Genomic DNA, 17,495 nt, shown 5'->3' on the forward strand with positions numbered 1-17,495 from the left:
GTCCCGGCCCGGGTGGGTACCGCGCAGTTCGGTCGGTCAGCGAAGCAGGCGGTCGGCGCGGGCCCTGGACGTCCGTGCGGCCAGGATCGTCCCGATGGACACCAGCAGCGCGGCGCCGATGCCGACGATCATCCACACGGCGAAGCCGCGTGCTGCCGGGTCCGGGTATGACGACGAGGCCTGCATCCGGGTGATGGAACCCGGGGCGGGGGACCAGCTGACGGAGTTCCCGGCCCCGATGGTGCCGTTCGTCTCACTGATGCGGTTGGGGAAGGTCAGGTCGACGCGGGTGCTCGCCGAGTCGGCCCGGTCGGCGGGCAACACGGACAGGTCGACCGATCCGCTGAACGACACCGTGTCGCCGCTGCGTCGGAAGCCCAGGGTGTACGGCCGTGCGCCTTCGATGTCGATCGCCAGGGTGAGTGCGTCGACCTCAGCGAACGTCAGCTGCGTGAAGTAGATCTCGCGGCCGGTGAAACCGTCTGCCGAGTAGGGCGTGATGCGGACCTTCTGTTCGAGTCCGGACGGGGTGGTGATCCGGTCGAGCGCAGCCGCCTGCGCGGGCTGATCGCCGGCAACCAGGATCCGTCCGGAGACCGTGTCGTCCTTGCGGACGCTCATCTGGGCGTTGAGCTGGAGGCACCCGGTCAGGAGCACCAGGAGGGCGGCCAGGGCCGTGAGACCCGCCAGCCGCCGGGGCAGTCGGGAGCGGCCACTGCTCACGGGGGCGTTCGTTGACGGGTGGGGCGAGGTCACGGCCGTCATTGTGCCCGGGGTCCCCGTCGCCGACGCGCCGACCTGCCGAGTCGGCGGGTCACGAGCCGTGCCACCGTCCTGCCGCTGGTCCCGATCACCCCGCCTCCGGGGTGGGTCGAGGCCCCCGCCAGGTACACGCCGTCGGCACCCGGTACCGCGTGGCCGCGCAGATCGGGGTGCGGACGCATCGGCAACATCTGGTCCAGCGACATCTCCACGTGCATGACGTTCCCGCCGATCAGCCCCAGTTCCGTCTCCAGGTCCTCCGGGGTCTGGACGTGTCGGTGGACGATCGACGCGGCGAGCCCCGGGGCGAAGCGGTCCGCGACCTCGATGATCCGGTCCGCCTCCGTATCGCCCTCGTCGGACCACGTCCGGCCGTCGGCCAGATGGCGGGGGTGCCACTGTGACCACAGGGTCAGTTCGTGGCGCCCCTCCGGGGCGAGGGAGGGGTCGAGCGAGCTGAAGCTCATCGCCAGGACGGCGGGGTCGGCGTCGACGCCCCCTGCCGCGGCGATCCCGTAGCGGCGGTCGAGGTCCCGTCTGTCGGTGACGAGCAGCTGCAGGCCGTGGGCGCTGGTACTCGTGGGCACTCCCGGGTATGTGGGCAGTGCAGTGGTCCCGAGCCGGACGGCCATCCCCAGTCCGAAACCGGGTCGGATCCGCCGCTTCCACCCGTCCAGGGTCGCGGCCGGGAGTTCGCCTGCGAGGAGGTCCAGGGTGGTGTGGACGTGGCAGGCGGCGACCACGGCAGAGCAGTACAGGGAACGCCCACCCTCGGTGTCCACGCGCCATCCCGAACCGGAGCGGCGGATCGACGTGGCCCCGGCGCCGGCGGTGACCGACCCCCCGTGTGCCCGGACGGCGGATGTCAGGGCCTCGGCGAGCGCGCCCGACCCGCCGATCGCGCGCCCCGGCGGGGTCCGGTGCATCAGGGCGGCGAATCCGATCATGGGGGCGGTGGCCGGGTGGGACATCGGCGGTCCCGACTGCGCTCCGAACCACGAGAGTGCGGCCTTGAGCCGCTCGGAGCTGAACATCGAGTCCAGGAGCGCGTCTCCGGAGGACAGGAAGGTCTGGACGGCGCCGAACGGATCTCGCAGGTCGTCAGCCCCGAGGAACGCCGAACCGAGGCCGGGGGCGGTGGGACGGACCGCGAACCCCTTCATCATCCGTCCCGCCAGCACATCCCACCGGCGGACGAACCCGCGGTAGGCGAGAGCATCGGCGTCACCACAGGCCTCGGCGATGCTGGAGCACGTGGCGTCGAGATCACGATGGAAGACGATCGGCGGTGAGTCCGATCCCGGTGGGGCGGGTGCGAACCCCCACGGGTCGCAGTCGACGTAGCGCAGCCCGTGGGTCTCCAGTTCGAGTTCCTCGGGGATGCCGGTGTGCCGGATCATCAGGTGTGCCGAGGACCCCCGGTCGGTGCGGTGCCCCGGGTACCGCTCGACCGTCGACGTCGCTCCGCCGATCACCGTGTCCCTCTCGACCACGTGCACGTCCAGCCCGGAACGCGCGAGGTAGGCGGCGCAGACCAGCCCGTTGTGGCCGGAGCCGATCACGACCACATCGTGCCGAGGGTTCACGCGCGCTCTCCTCTATCGGTGAGGGGTAGGGGACGGGACAGGACGGCGAAGGGTCTGGCGTCGCCCTGGAACCGGTACGACCGCAGGACGTCGGTGAACCCCAGCGACCGGTACAGGCGCCAGGCGCCGTTGTCCTCGCCCTCGACCTCCGGGGTCGACAGCAGTACCGTGCCCTCCGGTCGATCGGCCAGGAAGGTGCGGAGGAGGGTCGCGCCGATACCGCGTCCCTGGAGGGCGGGCGACACGTGCAACTCCGTCAGTTCCACATAGTCGGGCGGGAGTTCACGGTCACGGTTCCGCAGTCCCCGGGAGACCTGGTCGTACCACCACTGCCCGGGAGCGCCGTGATAGCCGTAGCAGATGGCGACGAGTCGACCCCGCGACTGTCCGAGCAGGCGCCTGCGAGGCGCCTCGAACGCGGCCACCCCGGACCACCCGTCCCGGTAGCTGTGCTCCATCCAGGCCGCGGCCCGGGAGCGGATCACCTGCGGGGGGTAGCCCATGGCGTCGACGTAGACACCCAGAGCCTCGGGGAGTCGGTCTCGGAAGTCGGCGGCGTCGAGCCGGGTGATCACGGTGTCCATCCACCCCATTTCATCACGGGCGGGCATCCGGGACGTCCGGTTGTGTCGTACCCCGGCGATACCGTGCGCGCAGAAGGGGAGGTGCGGTGGAGATGGACACCAGGAACAGGATGCGGGTGGCGACCGGGGGAGCCGTGGGGACCCTCGGACGGGCAGGTCGTGCCGAGCTCCACAGGGGGCGTGCGATCGCCGCCGCTGTTCCCTCGGAGCGGTTCCTCGAGGCCTACCGTTCCGCCCGGTACGCCGCGGGCGCCCTCCTGACGCCGGGGCCGCGGCGCCGTGGGCCCGCGGACGTGTGGCACCGGCTCGCGGCCGAGGTGCCGGAGATGGGGCGGTGGGCGACCGCGTTCGGCGGGTACTCCGCGCTGGCGGCGGCGGTCGAGGACGGGCTCCCACGAACGGTCTCCGATCGCATGGCGGACGATTTCCTGTGGGCGGTGGGCAGGTTTCTCGACCTGGTGGACGAGCGGCTGGGGGTCCTGGGACCCGCAGCCTGAGAGACTCGGCCGCGAAGCGCGTGTTTCCTCAGCCCTCCGAGGGGAATCCCGGTGGTCCCGGCAGCGTCGCCCTCGTATGATGGTGGGAACCCTGACCGGCTGATCCCCATCCACGGTTGGTGCGAACCGACCGAGCCGGCCGCGCTCGTCATCACGAGCATCTGAAGGAGGTCGAAGTGCCCCTGTCCGAGCACGAGCAGCGCATGCTCAAGGAAATCGAGAGCGCGCTCTACGCCGACGACCCCAAGTTCGCGTCGTCTGTCCGAAAGACCGGCGCGACCGGTGCTCGTCGTCCCGCGGGCCTGGTGGTCGCGCTCGCGATCCTCGGGGTGGCGCTTCTGGTCGGCGGCCTCGCACTCGACTTCAAGCCCGGCGGCTTCCCTGTGTTGAGTCTCGTCGGGTTCCTCCTCATGTTCGCGGCGGGGGTGCTCGCCCTGCGGTCCACGCCGTCGAAGGGCGCAGTCGGGCCCAAGGGTCCCGGTGGCTCACGGGTCCCCGGCGCCGGGCGTGCGTCGGCCAAGCCCGCAGACGGCCGGAACTACTCGTCACGGATGGAAGACCGTTTCCGTCGGCGTTTCGACCAGGAGCCGTAGCCGACCGGTCCCACGACCTCCGGAGAAGGGGTGAGCGCACACGCGCTCACCCCTTCTCCCATTTGTCGGTCGACCGACACCACCGCAACCCGCCGCCGAGCCGGCACCCGCCGCGGCCGGGCCGACCGCCGAGGTGGCCTCTGGCTCGTCCTCCTCCCCACCACACTCCTCCCCACCACGCTCCACCCCGTGGCCCCACATCTCCCCACCGGACTCACCTCTCACGCCTCGTTCATTCATTTGAGTCACACAGGCCCCAGTGGGGCGGCTAGATCGGACGGGGTTCCGCCCTCGCCGCTGGCGTTCGGACTGCGGCGCCCCGGCCGACAATCGCGTTGAACTGCAGGGATACGAGAGTGTGGGGAGAAGTGGGGCGCAGGCCTTGTTTGTGGGGCGTTGTGGGGTAGAGTGGGGCACGCAAGGAGCTCGATGGGCCTGGACCCCAGGAGGTGGCGGGTGACCGACACCGATCTCGTCGACTCCGGACGTGAACGAGCCTTCGTCGGGTACGGGACACACCGTCCCAAGCTGGACGACAAGGGGCGGCTGACGATCCCCGCCAGATTCAGGCCAGGTCTGGCAGACGGGGTGGTGGTGTGTGGGTGGTTCACCAACACACTGTCGGTCTTCCCTGAAGACGAGTTCGACGCGCTGGTCAGAAAGGTCCGGCCGACCGCCAACCTCAGCGAGAGGCACATGGCGTTCTTCCGGCTCCTGGTGAGCGGCGCGGAGGTCCAACAACTGGATTCGCAGGGACGGATCTCCATCCCGGCGAGTCAGCGGAACTACGCGGGTCTGGACAAGGACTGCGTCGTCAACGGCCTCGGGGAACGCCTCGAGGTCTGGGACGCCGAGGCGTGGGACCGCTACAGCGCGGAGAACCTACCCGTGTTCTCCGAGATGGAGGGCACCTCTCTCGGGATCGAGTTCTGATCCGGGGAGAGACAGACGAGACGCAAGCGAGAGCACGACGGACGGAGCCCCCCGGCCCCTGCCCGGCACCACCCTGACGTACTTCCCCAACGCCAGGTGGGTACCGGACGGGGACCAGGGGGCTCCACCACAACCGGCGGGCCGACGACTTCCGAAGGCGAGGAGGCGAGATGGCAGGAGAAGCCGATGCAGACCGCGACTCCACGCGCGCCGGGCACATCCCCGTCTTCCTCGAGCGCACCATCGAACTCTTCCGGCCCGTCGTCGAGGCCGCCGCGCAGGAGGGCCGGGCCCCGGTCATCGTGGACGGCACCCTCGGACTAGGTGGGCATTCCTCCCATCTGTTGGCCGAGTTCGGACAGCTGCGCATCCTGGGCGTCGACCGCGACCCCGAGGCTCTCGAGATGGCGACCCGTCGCCTCACCGCCTACCGGGACCGCTTCACGCCGGTGCACGCCCGCTTCGACGACTTCGACCGCGTCGTGGCCGCGCTGCCCAACGAGTCCCGGGACGGGGCGGGTCCCGCGATCGACGGGATCCTGCTCGACTTCGGTGTCTCCTCCATGCAGCTCGACGTCGCCGAACGCGGTTTCGCGTACTCCGTGGACTCCCCGCTGGACATGAGGATGGACCCCACCACGGGCCCGACCGCGGCCGACATCCTGGCCGAGTACCCGCGGGACGACCTCGCCCGCGTCCTCCGGGTGTACGGCGAAGAGCGTTTCGCCCGCCAGATCGCCGCCGCGATCGTCCGCCGCAGGGACACCGATCCCGTCGTCACCAGCTCCCAGCTCGTCGAACTGCTCTACGACACGATCCCGCAGGGGGCCCGCCGAACCGGGGGGCACCCGGGCAAACGCGTTTTCCAGGCACTGCGGATCGAGGTCAACGCCGAGCTGGAGGCCGTCGAGAACGCGGTACCCGGATACCTCGACCTGCTCCGCCTCGGCGGCAGGGCGGTCTTCATGTCCTACCACTCCCTCGAGGACAAGATCGTCAAGCGCGAACTGGCCACGCGGACCGCATCGCGAACGCCGGCGGGCCTGCCGGTGGAGCTCCCCGGCCACGGCCCCGAGTTCGAGGCGGTCACCAGGGGAGCGGAGAAGGCGTCACAGGAGGAGATCGACCACAACCCGCGCTCGGCCTCGGTGCGGGTGCGATGTGTCCGGCGTATCGACGGGAGAACCCCATGACGAGCACGATCGACACGCCAGGCGCCGCCGGCGGGCTCGACACCCGCCCGGCGACGAGTCCGGGAGTCGACGCGCCCTCCCCTGCGGGACGGGCGGTCGGCCTCCGACGCAAACCGGTCACCCGCTCGGTGCGAGGTCGCCGGACCGTCGTCGTCCCGGCGGAACGCCTGAGTCCTGCCGAGCTCGCCGCGAGGGTTCCCTTCGTCGTCGTCCTGCTCCTCCTCATCGGTGCGGGGGTGGGTGGCACCCTGCTGCTGTCCGCCCAGACCACCCAGGACACCTACGACCTCAAGAACGCGCGCGATGCCAACGTGGAACTGGTGGAGCGGATGGAGGCACTTCAGGCATCCAACGAACGCGCCCGCTCGGCCGAGGTGTTGGCGCAGCGTGCGGAGAAGCTGGGCATGGTGGGCGTCGCCAGCGCGCCCATCCTGACCAGGGGATCGGACGGGGTCCTCGAGATCGTCGGCGAGCCCGAGGCCAAGCTCGGCGCGCCGATCAAGCCCCTGCAGCCCGCTCCGGTAGCGTCCGGGCCGTCGAGGTCGTCCGACCGGGACGGGTTCGACGCCCCGCCCGCCCAGGCGCCCCAGGACCGCACGCCCCGTGGGGTCGCTCCCGTTCCCTACCCGCCCCTCGCCGCCCCTCCGTCACCTGTCGCCCCTCCGGCCCCTGTGGCCGAGCCCGCCCCGCCGGCCGCGGACGTCCGGACGGAACCCGCGCCCGACCCCGTCCCGCCGCCGGCACCGCCCGGTGGGGACACCGCGACGCTCGCCCCGGTGCCCGGACAGCCCTTCTAGACCCCCGAACCCCCGAAAGGCCCGCTGGAGATGACCGAACGACGCAGCCCGGGAACGGGACCCCGGGTCCCCACGGGTGCCCCGCGCGGCTCCGCGCCGGGGGTCGGCCGGCCTCCGAACCGATTCGGTCGGGTCCTCACCGCCTCGGCGACCGAACGTCGGTTCACCTTCATGCGCTCGGCGTTCGCGCTGATCATGGTCATCGCGCTGGTCAAGCTGTTCTGGGTGCAGACCATCGGGGGGACCGAGCTCGCGGCCCGAGCCGAGAGCCAACGGCAGGTCCACGAGGTCCTCCCCGCCACCAGGGGGGCGATCGTCGACCTCAACGGCGACCCCATCGCCTTCACCCGCGAGGCCCGCGACCTGTCGATCCAACCGCTGGTCGAGCAGCGCAACGCCGAGGCCCGTCGGGAACTCGACAGCACCAAGCCGACCTGGGACGAGCTGGTCGAGGAGATCGCCGACGAGTTCGAGACCGTGATCGGTGACTCCGTCGACCGCGACGAGATCGAGGCCAAACTCTCCTCGGAGGGCGGCTTCACCTACCTCGTCCGCAACGTCGACGTCACCCTCGCCAACGCGATCACCCGCAAGTACCCCATGATCGGTGCCGAGCGGGTCGACATCCGCGAGTACCCGGGCGGGGCGCTCGCCGCCAACGTGGTGGGTGCGACGACGAAGAGCGACCAGGGCAAGCTGATCGGACTCCAGGGCATCGAGGCCCACTTCAACGACGAGCTCGACGGGGAGGACGGACGTCAGACGTTCGACCGCGCCCAGGACAACACCGTGATCCCGGGCACCCTCCGCAACGTGACCGAGCCCCGCGACGGCGACACCATCCGGCTCACCCTCGACGCCGACCTCCAGTGGCACGTACAGAAGGCCATCCAGTCCGCCAAGGACACCTCCGGGGCCGAGACGGCGTCCGCCGTCGTGCTCGACGCGCGCACCGGCGAGGTCAGGGCGATGGCCAACGACAACACGTTCAACCCGGCCGTCGGCGTCGGCGCCGAGCTCGAGCGTGGGGCGGACCTGGGGAACCCGGCGATCACCTCACCGTTCGAACCGGGCTCGGTGCAGAAGATCATCACCGCCGCCGCCGCGATCGAGGCGGGGCTGACCGACCCGAACGAGATCCACTCCGTGGACGGCAGCATCCGGATGGAAGGCGTCACGGTCTCCGACGCGTGGCAGCACGGCCCCACGCCGTACACCACCACCGGGATCTTCGGGAAGTCCTCCAACGTCGGCACGCTCATGCTCGCCCAGCGGGTGGGTAAGGAGTCGTTCTCCGAGTACCTGGAGAAGTTCGGGCTGGGCCAGCGCTCGGGCATCGAACTCGCCGGTGAATCCGAGGGGTTGGTGCCCGACCTGCAGAACTGGCAGGGCGGCACCTTCGCCAACCTCCCGATCGGTCAGGGTCTGTCGATGACCACCTTGCAGATGGCGGGCATCTACCAGACCATCGCGAACGACGGTGTCCGCGTGCCGCCGCGGATCGTCGCCGAGCGGGTCGGCCCCGACGGCCAGAGCACCGAGCCCGACCGTCCCGAGGGCGAGCGGGTGATCAGCACCGAGACCGCCCGCACGGTGCGGGACATGTTCCGGTCCGTCGTCCAGTCCGGGGGCACCGGCCCCCAGGCCGCGGTCGCCGGCTATCAGATCAGCGGCAAGACCGGCACCGCGCAGCAGATCGATCCCGGGTGCTCCTGCTACTCCAACTCGCGCTACTGGATCACCTTCGCCGGCATCCTGCCGGCCGACGACCCGCGCTACGTGATCGCGATCATGCTCGACGCCCCGTCCCGCGGAACGCTCGGCGCATCCGCCGCCCCGCTCTTCCACGACATCGCCTCGTGGCTGGTCAACCGGGACAACATCCCGCCGTCCGCTCCCGCGCCGGAACTGGTCCTGCAGGCGCAGTGACCGACGCCCGGCAGGGTAGCGTGTAGCGGGTTCACGGGAGGGTAGCGAGCGAGGAAGGCGGGGCGAGGACAGGCGATGACGACAGCGCGACAGCTGGCAGATGCGGTGCGGGCCACCCTTCTCGGCGATCGGACCGGGGGCGGCGAGGAGCTCACCGGCGCGACGATCCGGGCCCAGGACTGCGGCCCCGGGATCCTCTTCGCGGCACTTCCCGGCACCCGGGTCCACGGGGCCGCGTTCGGCGCGACCGCGGTGGAGGCCGGCGCCGGGGCGGTGCTCACCGATCCCGAGGGGCTCGAGTTGATGGCCGCCGTAGCCGACCGGCTCCCCGTGCTCGTGCACCCCGACCCCCGGTCCGTTCTCGGAGAGGTGTCCGCCGCGGTCACCGGGGACCCCTCCGCCGCGCTCGACGTCGTGGGGATCACCGGCACGTCCGGCAAGACCACGACCTCCTACCTCGTCGAGGCCGCCCTCAAGGGGTGCGGCCACGTGGCCGGCCTCATCGGCACCACCGGTAGTCGCGTCGACGGTCGGGCCCTGCCCAGCCGCCTCACCACCCCCGAGGCCCCCGAGTTCCAGGCCCTCCTGGCCAGGATGCGGGCCGAGGGGGCCCGCGCGGTGGCGGCCGAGGTCTCCAGCCACGCGCTGCGGCTCGGGCGGGTCGACGGCACCCGCTTCGTCGTCGGTGCCTTCCTCAACCTGTCCCAGGACCACCTGGACTTTCATCCGAGCATGGACGACTACTTCCGCGCGAAGTGCCGGCTGTTCGACGCCGGGGCGGACCCGGGGTCGGCGGTGCGACCGGCGGAACGCGCCGTGGTCGTGGTCGACGACGAATGGGGCCGCCGACTGGTCGGGATGCGCCCGGACGCGGTCACCGTCTCCGCCGAGGCCGGGACCGACGCCGACTGGACGGCGGGGGAGTCCACGACCACCGAACGCGGTACCCAGACGTTCACCGTGCACGGTCCCCGCGGGCTGACCGTCGACGTGGAACTGCCAACGCTCGGCCGGTTCAACGTCGCCAACTCCCTCGTGGCGCTGGCTGTCGTCGACGCGCTCGGCGGGGACGTTCCGTCCGCTGCCGCGGGCCTGTCGGACGTCCGGGTCCCCGGGAGGCTCGAGCCCGTCGTGCGGGGGCAGGACTTCAGGGTCCTCGTCGACTACGCGCACAAGCCCGGGGCCGTCGCGGCGGTGCTCCGGTCCGTCCGTGCGCAGACCGACGGACGCGTCGCCGTCGTCCTCGGCGCCGGTGGCGACCGCGACCCCGGCAAGCGGCCGCTCATGGGCGCCGCCGCCGCCGAGGTGGCGGACCTGGTCGTGGTGACCGACGACAACCCGCGCAGCGAGGACCCGGCGGCGATCCGGGCTGCGGTCCTCGCGGGCGCCGAGGAGGCCGCCCGCGAGGGCACCAGGATCGAGGAGGTGGGCGACCGCGGCGCCGCGATCGCCACCGCGATCGACTGGGCCCGGACCGGGGATGTGGTGGTGATCGCCGGCAAGGGCCACGAGACCGGTCAGGAGAGGAACGGGACGGTGTTCCCGTTCGACGATCGCACCCGAGCCGCGGAAGAACTCGTCAGACGACTCGGATACGCCGCCCCCACGGGCGAGACGGAGGACAGCGCACCATGATCGACCTCACCCTCGGCGAGATCGCCGGGATCGTCGGCGGTCGCCTGGTCGGTGGTGACCCCGCCTCGCCCGTCACCGGATCGGTGGAGTTCGACTCCCGCCGGACAGAGCCGGGAGGCTTGTTCCTGGCCCTGCCCGGAGAACGCGTCGACGGTCACGACTTCGTCGCCCGCGCCCTCGACGCCGGGGCAGCCGCGGCGCTCGTCGCCCACGAGGTGGACGGGGTGGACGGCCCCCAGATCGTCGTTCCCCCGGTCGACTGGAAGCAGACCAATGCGATGGCGCTGGCCGCCGACACCGACGGCTCCGGCGCGTCGGTGCTCGCCGCGCTCGGCGCCCTGGCCCGCGCGAGCGTCGACCGGCTCGTCGCCGACCACGGTCTCGTCGTCGTGGGGGTGACCGGGTCGTCCGGCAAGACCAGCACCAAGGATCTCATCGGCGCCGTGTTGTCCGCGGCCGGCACGGTCGTTGCGCCGCCCGGGTCGTTCAACAACGAGATCGGGCACCCCTGGACCGCGTTGCGGGCCGACGAGGACACCGATTTCCTCGTCCTGGAGCTCAGCGCCCGGGCACCCGGCAACATCCGTGAGCTCGCGGCGCTCGCGCCACCGCGCATCGGCGTCGTGCTGAACGTCGGGACCGCCCATCTCGGCGAGTTCGGTTCGCGTGAGGTGATCGCCGCCACCAAGGGCGAGCTCGTCGAGGCGCTGCCCGACGCCGCCCACGGCGGGGTCGCCGTCCTCAACGCGGACGACGAGCGGGTCTCGGCCATGGCCGCGCGCACCACCGCCGAGGTGGTCTCCGTCGGAGTGGGGGGATCCGCGGACGTCCGCGCGGAACAGGTCCGGCTCGACGACGAGGTACGCGCCTCCTTCCGGCTGGTCACCCCGCGGGGTGAGGCCGAGGTGGCGCTCCGTGTGCACGGGGAACACCAGGTGGGCAACGCACTGTCGGCGGCCGCGGTGGGGCTCGCGTGCGGGATGGGGGTCGAGCAGGTGGCCGCGGCGCTGGGCACGGCCGAGGCGGCCTCCGTCCGCCGGATGGACGTGCGGACGACCGCCGACGGCGTCACCGTCATAAACGACTCGTACAACGCCAACCCCGATTCGATGCGGGCGGCGCTCAAGTCTCTCGCCGTGATGGCCCGCTCCGGCGGTGGCCACCGTCGGACCTGGGCGGTGCTGGGGGAGATGGCCGAACTCGGCGAGGACTCGGTCACCGAACACGACCTGCTCGGTCGCTTCCTGGTCCGGTTGGACGTGTCCCAGCTGGTGGTCGTGGGCCTGGGCCGTCCCCAGCGCGCGATGTTCCAGGGCGCGATCCAGGAGGGTTCATGGGGTTCCGAGGCGGAGCACGTGGCCACCGCAGAGGAGGCCGTGGCGATCCTGGACGAGCGCGTCGAGCCGGGCGACATCGTCCTGGTCAAGGCCTCGGCCGCCGTCGGTTTGTGGAGCGTCGCGGAGCACCTGCTCGCGGCGCGTGGTGAGGAGAACCAGTAATGACCCAGATCATGATCGCAGGCATCGTCGCCTTCGTCGTGAGCATCTTCCTCACACCGCTGCTCATCATCTACTTCCGCCGTCGCGGTTACGGCCAGGAGATCCGGCTCGAGGGGCCGCAGTCCCACATGAGCAAGCGGGGCACGCCCAACATGGGCGGCCTGGCGATCCTCGCCGCCGTCTGGCTCGGGTACATCGTCGCCGGGATCGTCGGTCAGATCACCGTCGGCGGGGGCGGGTTCACCGCCTCGGTGCTGCTCGTGCTCGGCCTCGCCACGGCGCTCGCGGTGGTCGGGATGATCGATGACGGCCTCAAGGTCTTCAAACGCCACAACAAGGGTCTGGGCATCCTGTCCAAGACCGCGGGCCAGGTGCTCGCCGCCCTCGCGTTCGGCATCCTCGTGCTGCAGTTCCGCAACGTCGACGGGCTCACCCCGGCCAGCACGTCGTTGAGCTACGTGCGGGACTTCGTCGCGGTGACCTTCCCCGTCGTCGTCTTCCTGATCTTCATCGTCTTCCTCGTCTACGGCTGGTCCAACGCGGTCAACTTCACGGACGGGCTCGACGGCCTGGCCGCCGGGTCCATGGCGATGGTCATGGGCACCTACGTGGTGTTCACGTTCTGGCAGTTCCGATACTCCTGCTTCTCCACCGCGGAGGGCGTCGACCTGTCGGGCTGCTACCAGGTGCGCGACCCGCTCGACATCGCGGTGCTGTGTTCGGCCGCGCTCGGCGCGTGCCTGGGCTTCCTGTGGTGGAACGCCGCCCCGGCCAAGATCTTCATGGGCGACACCGGGTCGATGTTCCTCGGCGGCATCGTCGCGGGCGTGTCCGTGGTCTCGCGCACCGAGCTGCTCATGGTGGTGGTGGGCGCGGTGTTCGTCATCGAGTTCGTCTCCGTCCTCATCCAGGTGGCCGCGTTCCGCACCACCGGTCGCAGGCCGTTCCGCATGACCCCCATCCACCACCACTTCGAGAACGGCGGCTGGGCCGAGACCACCGTGACCATCCGTTTCTGGCTGCTCGTCGCGATCTCCTGCGGTCTGGCGATCGCCCTGTTCTACGCCGACTGGCTCGCGAGCTCGACGGGATGACCGAGATGACCGACACGACCCATTCCACGCGACCGACCGACACCGCAGCCGGGTCCGGGCCCGACGTGCGCGAGCTGTCCGGCGCGCGGGTGCTGGTCCTGGGCGCGGGCGTGTCCGGCCCGGGCGCGGTACGCATCCTCGACGCGCTGGGCGCAGACCCCGTCGTGGCGGATTCCCGGCCCGAGGCCATCGCCCGGCTGCGCGAGGCGCTGCCGGACGGCGTCGGGTGTGCGGGCGTGGACCTCGACCGCGCCGCCGAGCTCCTCGACTCCTCCGGCGGCCCCGGTCGCGTCGACCTCGTGATCACCAGCCCCGGCTGGCGGCCGGACTCACCGTTGCTGCGGGCTGCCGCCGACGCCGGGGTACCGGTGTGGGGGGATGTCGAGCTGGCCTGGCGGGCCGACGTCGCCGAGCTGTTCGGGCCGCGGCGGACCTGGCTCGCGGTGACCGGTACCAACGGCAAGACCACCACCACCTCGATGCTCGAGGCGATCTGCCTGGAGGCGGGGATGGCCGCACGGGCCTGCGGCAACATCGGGCTGCCCGTCACCGACGTGCTCCTGGCCGAACCCCGAGTCGACGTGCTGGCGGCCGAGTTGTCCAGCTTCCAGCTGCACTGGGCGCCGAGCTGCCGCCCGGACGTCGGGGTGGTGCTCAACGTCGCCGAGGACCACCTCGACTGGCACGGATCCATGGACGCCTACGCCGCCGCCAAGGCCCGGGTCCTCACCGGTCGGGTGGCCGTGGCCGGCGCCGACGACGAGATCGCCGCGCGGCTTCTCGCCGACGCTCCCGCCGCGACGCGCATCGGGGTGCGCCTCGGCGCGCCCGGTGCCGGGGAGTGCGGCGTGGTCGACGGTGTCCTCACCGCGCGGATCGGCGCGGAGGGCAGCGATCCGGATGGAGGCGGTCCGGATGGCAGCGGTCCTGAAGGCAGCGACGACGAGGTGGCGCTGCTGCCCGCCGCGGACGTCCGCCCGGCCGGGCCCGCGGGCGTCCTCGACGCCCTCGCCGCCTCGGCCGTCGCCCTCTCCGTGGGCGCGCGACCCGAGCACGTCGCCGCGGCCCTGCGCTCGTTCAAGGTGGGCGCGCATCGGGCGGAGCCGGTCGACACCGTCGACGGGGTCACCTACATCGACGACTCCAAGGCCACCAACCCGCACGCCGCCCGGACCTCGCTGCTCGCGGGCGGGAAGATGGTGTGGATCGCGGGCGGCCTGCTCAAGGGCGCCGACGTCGAGCCACTGGTCGCCGAGGTCGCCGACGTCCTGCGCGGGGTGGTCCTCATCGGACGCGACCGCGGGCGGATTGCCGAGGCATTGGCCCGACACGCGCCGGCGGTGCCCGTGGTCGAGCTGGCCTCGGGAGACGATGACGATGCCGCGGGTCCCGACGAGCCGCAGCAGACGATGGACCGGGCGGTCGCCGAGGCCGCACGGATGGCCACCGGTGGCGACACGGTGTTGCTCGCCCCCGCGGCCGCGTCGATGGACATGTTCACCGACTACGGCCACCGCGGGCGGAGCTTCGTCCTCGCCGTGGGCCGCGTGGCCGGGAGGTAGGGCGATGGCAACCGACGACACCACGAACGAGGCACGGCCGGACCTGCTCGGGCGCATCGCGGCGCCCCTGGCCGCCATCAGCCGCGCGCCCCTGACCTCGTACCACGTGGTGATGGTGGTCACCGCCCTGCTCACCGTCATCGGCCTGGGCATGGTGCTGTCCAGCTCCAACGTGCTCGCCTTCTCCGGCGGCGGCACGCCGTTCGACATCTTCCTGCGCCAGGCACTGTTCGTCCTCATCGGCGGGGTCGGCTTCGTCACGGCGCTGCGCATCCGGATCGAACTGGTCCGCGCCGCCGCGCTCCCGCTGCTGCTGGTCGCGATCGGACTGCTCGTGGCCGTGCTGATCCCCGGGGTCGGATCCGAGGTCAACGGGTCGAAGGGCTGGATCGACCTCGGCCTGTTCTCGATCCAGCCCGCCGAGATCGCCAAGTTCGCCTTCATCCTCTGGGCGTGCTCGGTGGTCGCCAAGCGCATCCGGACGGGGTACTGGCTCGATCTGCTCTTCCCGGCCGTGGTCGGCTATCTCGCCGTGGCGGTCCTCGTCGTCGTCGCCCCCGACCTGGGCATGGCCACCGCGGTGACCATCGCGTTCCTGTGCGTGCTGTGGTTCTCCGGGTACCCCACCCGGCACTTCGTGTGGGTGATCGCGGTCGGCGTCGTGGTGTTCGGTGTACTCGCCGTCGCGTTCGCCTACCGTTTCGAGCGGATCCGCACCTACCTCGACACCTTCCGGGGTGACTTCTCCAACCCCCAGGGCGCGGCCTACCAGTCCTACCAGGGCATGCTCTCCCTGGCAGACGGCGGATTGTTCGGCGTCGGACTGGGGCAGTCCAGCGCCAAGTGGTTCTACCTCCCCGAGGCCACCAACGACTTCATCTTCGCGATCATCGGCGAGGAACTCGGCTGGTTCGGTGCCGCCGTCGTGGTCTCGCTGTACCTCACCCTCGGGTGGGTCGGCATGCGGGTCGCACTGCGGTCGGTCGACCCGTACCGCCGCCTGCTCGCCGGGACCATCACCGCGACGATCGTCATCCAGGCCTTCATCAACATCGGCTACGTCGTGGGCCTGCTGCCGGTGACGGGTCTGCAGCTGCCGCTCATCTCCAACGGCGGCACCTCGGCCGTGGTCACCCTGACCTCGCTCGGGTTGCTCGCCAACTGCGCACGGCACGAGCCGGAGGCCATCTCCGCGATCCTCAGCTCCCCGGCGCGGCGGCGTCGCCGCTGGCTCTCACTGCCGGACCCGCGGCCCTACACGCCCGAGCGCCCGGTCCCGGCCTCCGCCACGCCCGGCCGGTCCAGCGCCGGCACCCGTCGGTACGGGGACCCGGTGACCCGGCCGCAGCCGACGCGCAGCGGCGGACCCGCGCCGCGGGACCGGTCCGCGGGCGGTCGCCGCACGGCCCAGCCCGCCCCCGTCCCGCGCCCGCCCCGGGGCGCCCCGCGGCCGCCGGCGTACGAGACGATGCCCATCCCCGCCGAGGCCGCCCGTGACCGGCGCCGCGGTGCCACCGCGATGACCGGGCGCACCGCCCGACCCGTGCGCGGACGCGAGGCCGAGCGTCGCCAGCCGCGTCGCCCCGCGCCCGACGCGGGCACCCGGCAGACGCCCGGTGTCTCCCGGCCCAGCCCGATCCACCGGGGGCGGGAGCGATGACCGCCCCACGGACCGGCGGACCGTCCGTCCTCGTGGTCGGCGGCGGCACCGCCGGGCACATCGAACCGGCCCTCGCCGTCGGTGAGGCGGTCACCGCCCTCGACCCGACCGCCCGGGTCACCGCGGTGGGCACACCCCGCGGCCTCGAGACCGAACTGGTCCCGCGGCGGGGTGTCCCGCTCGAACTGGTGGACCCCGTCCCGTTGCCGCGCACGATCGGCGGCGACCTGGTCCGGCTGCCCGCCAGGCTCGTCCGCGCGGTGCGGGGTGCCCGCGAGGTCCTGCGACGCACCGAGGCGGACGTCGTGGTGGGGTTCGGTGGCTACGCCTGCGTGCCGGTGTACCTCGCGGCGGCGGCACCGATCAGCCGCCCGGGATCCCGGGGGCGTCGCCGGATCCCGATCGTCGTCCACGAGGCCAACTCCCGCGCCGGCATCGCCAACAAGCTCGGCGCCCGCTTCGCCGTCGCCACTCTGGCCGCCGTGTCCGGCTCGGGCCTGGACGCCCGCGTCGTGGGCAACCCCGTCTCGCGTTCCGTGGCCACGCTCGACCGCGCCGCCCTGCGCGCCGAGGCCCGGGAGTTCTTCGGACTCGACCCCGCCGCGCCGACCCTGTTGGTGGTCGGGGGCTCCCAGGGCGCGCGCTCGCTCAACACCGCGATGGCGGGCGTCGCCGAGGAGTTCTCCCGGGCCGGGGTGGCCGTCCTGCACGCCGTGGGCCCCAAGAACGTCGCCGACGCCCCCCGGGTGCCCGGTGGCGGCGCCCCGTACGTGACCGTGCCCTACGTGGACCGGATGGACCTGGCCTACGCGGCCGCCGACCTCATCCTGTGCCGGTCGGGCGCCATCACCGTCGCCGAGGTCTCCGCCGTCGGACTGCCCGCGGTGTTCGTCCCGCTCCCGCACGGCAACGGCGAGCAGGCCCTCAACGCCCGCGACCTGGTCTCCGGCGGGGCCGCGCTCCTCGTGGAGGACGGCGCACTCACCCCCGACTACCTGCGGACCGAGGTCCTGCCGCTCCTACTGGACCGCGGCCGCCTGTCCTCGATGTCCACCGCCGCCGTCAGCGGCGGCTCCCGAGACGCGGCGGAGGTCGTGGCGCGGATCGCGCTCGACGCCGCCGGAAAGGCCCCTCGTTGACCGATCACACCCCGCCGACCCCGTCCGTCCCG

The 17,495-nt window shown here is 72.1% G+C and carries 15 protein-coding genes; 12 read left to right on the forward strand and 3 right to left on the reverse strand.

Going from position 1 to position 17,495, the window contains the following annotated elements; translation table 11 throughout:
• Window positions 1-36 precede the first annotated feature (36 nt).
• From L8M95_RS16205 to L8M95_RS16215, 3 genes are read right to left on the reverse strand one after another with little or no spacing between them, the layout of a single operon-like run.
• Complete coding sequence (locus L8M95_RS16205) at window positions 37-765, reverse strand: DUF3153 domain-containing protein (protein WP_260487108.1); 729 nt, start codon at window positions 763-765, stop codon at window positions 37-39.
• Entirely contained in the window at window positions 762-2,348 is a 1,587-nt protein-coding gene (locus L8M95_RS16210) for an NAD(P)/FAD-dependent oxidoreductase (RefSeq protein ID WP_260487109.1), read from the reverse strand. The genes L8M95_RS16205 and L8M95_RS16210 overlap by 4 nt, the downstream gene beginning before the upstream one ends.
• Window positions 2,345-2,932, reverse strand: a complete 588-nt coding sequence (locus tag L8M95_RS16215; RefSeq protein WP_260487110.1) for an N-acetyltransferase — start codon at window positions 2,930-2,932, stop codon at window positions 2,345-2,347. Before L8M95_RS16215 ends, L8M95_RS16210 begins: the two co-directional genes overlap by 4 nt.
• A 92-nt stretch (window positions 2,933-3,024) precedes the next feature.
• Between L8M95_RS16215 and L8M95_RS16220 the strand changes: the two genes are divergently transcribed.
• The 12 genes from L8M95_RS16220 (at window position 3,025) to murG (ending at window position 17,463) form a co-directional block, all read left to right on the forward strand.
• The gene (locus L8M95_RS16220) at window positions 3,025-3,429 is read left to right on the forward strand and encodes an SAV_6107 family HEPN domain-containing protein (RefSeq protein ID WP_260487111.1); all 405 of its coding nucleotides are present in this window, start codon (window positions 3,025-3,027) and stop codon (window positions 3,427-3,429) included.
• A 176-nt stretch (window positions 3,430-3,605) separates the two neighbouring features.
• A complete protein-coding gene (locus tag L8M95_RS16225) occupies window positions 3,606-4,022 on the forward strand; it encodes a DUF3040 domain-containing protein (protein ID WP_260487112.1) in 417 nt (138 codons plus the stop codon).
• Window positions 4,023-4,478: 456 nt separating this feature from the next.
• The gene (mraZ, locus tag L8M95_RS16230; protein ID WP_260487113.1) at window positions 4,479-4,955 is read left to right on the forward strand and encodes a division/cell wall cluster transcriptional repressor MraZ; all 477 of its coding nucleotides are present in this window, start codon (window positions 4,479-4,481) and stop codon (window positions 4,953-4,955) included.
• A gap of 170 nt (window positions 4,956-5,125) precedes the next feature.
• Window positions 5,126-6,148 (forward strand): 16S rRNA (cytosine(1402)-N(4))-methyltransferase RsmH, encoded by a 1,023-nt coding sequence (gene rsmH, locus L8M95_RS16235; protein WP_260487114.1) that lies wholly within the window; start codon window positions 5,126-5,128, stop codon window positions 6,146-6,148.
• Entirely contained in the window at window positions 6,145-6,945 is an 801-nt protein-coding gene (locus L8M95_RS16240; RefSeq protein ID WP_260487115.1) for a hypothetical protein, read from the forward strand. The genes rsmH and L8M95_RS16240 overlap by 4 nt, the downstream gene beginning before the upstream one ends.
• Window positions 6,946-6,975: 30 nt before the next feature.
• The gene (locus L8M95_RS16245; RefSeq protein ID WP_260487116.1) at window positions 6,976-8,874 is read left to right on the forward strand and encodes a penicillin-binding protein 2; all 1,899 of its coding nucleotides are present in this window, start codon (window positions 6,976-6,978) and stop codon (window positions 8,872-8,874) included.
• Between the two features lie 75 nt (window positions 8,875-8,949).
• A complete protein-coding gene (locus L8M95_RS16250; RefSeq protein ID WP_260487117.1) occupies window positions 8,950-10,509 on the forward strand; it encodes a UDP-N-acetylmuramoyl-L-alanyl-D-glutamate--2,6-diaminopimelate ligase in 1,560 nt (519 codons plus the stop codon).
• Window positions 10,506-12,008: a UDP-N-acetylmuramoyl-tripeptide--D-alanyl-D-alanine ligase gene (murF, locus tag L8M95_RS16255; protein ID WP_260487118.1), complete on the forward strand. Its 1,503-nt coding sequence runs from the start codon at window positions 10,506-10,508 to the stop codon at window positions 12,006-12,008. Before L8M95_RS16250 ends, murF begins: the two co-directional genes overlap by 4 nt.
• Entirely contained in the window at window positions 12,008-13,102 is a 1,095-nt protein-coding gene (gene mraY, locus L8M95_RS16260; RefSeq protein WP_260487119.1) for a phospho-N-acetylmuramoyl-pentapeptide-transferase, read from the forward strand. Before murF ends, mraY begins: the two co-directional genes overlap by 1 nt.
• Window positions 13,103-13,107: 5 nt before the next feature.
• On the forward strand, window positions 13,108-14,664 hold the full coding sequence (murD, locus tag L8M95_RS16265) for a UDP-N-acetylmuramoyl-L-alanine--D-glutamate ligase (RefSeq protein WP_260487120.1): 1,557 nt from the start codon (window positions 13,108-13,110) through the stop codon (window positions 14,662-14,664).
• 4 nt (window positions 14,665-14,668) lie between these two features.
• The gene (ftsW, locus tag L8M95_RS17550) at window positions 14,669-16,324 is read left to right on the forward strand and encodes a putative lipid II flippase FtsW (RefSeq protein ID WP_312027424.1); all 1,656 of its coding nucleotides are present in this window, start codon (window positions 14,669-14,671) and stop codon (window positions 16,322-16,324) included.
• The gene (gene murG, locus L8M95_RS16275) at window positions 16,321-17,463 is read left to right on the forward strand and encodes an undecaprenyldiphospho-muramoylpentapeptide beta-N-acetylglucosaminyltransferase (protein ID WP_260487121.1); all 1,143 of its coding nucleotides are present in this window, start codon (window positions 16,321-16,323) and stop codon (window positions 17,461-17,463) included. The genes ftsW and murG overlap by 4 nt, the downstream gene beginning before the upstream one ends.
• Window positions 17,464-17,495: the final 32 nt, after the last annotated feature.

The organism is Dietzia sp. B32 (assembly GCF_024732245.1).
GTDB lineage: Bacteria > Actinomycetota > Actinomycetes > Mycobacteriales > Mycobacteriaceae > Dietzia.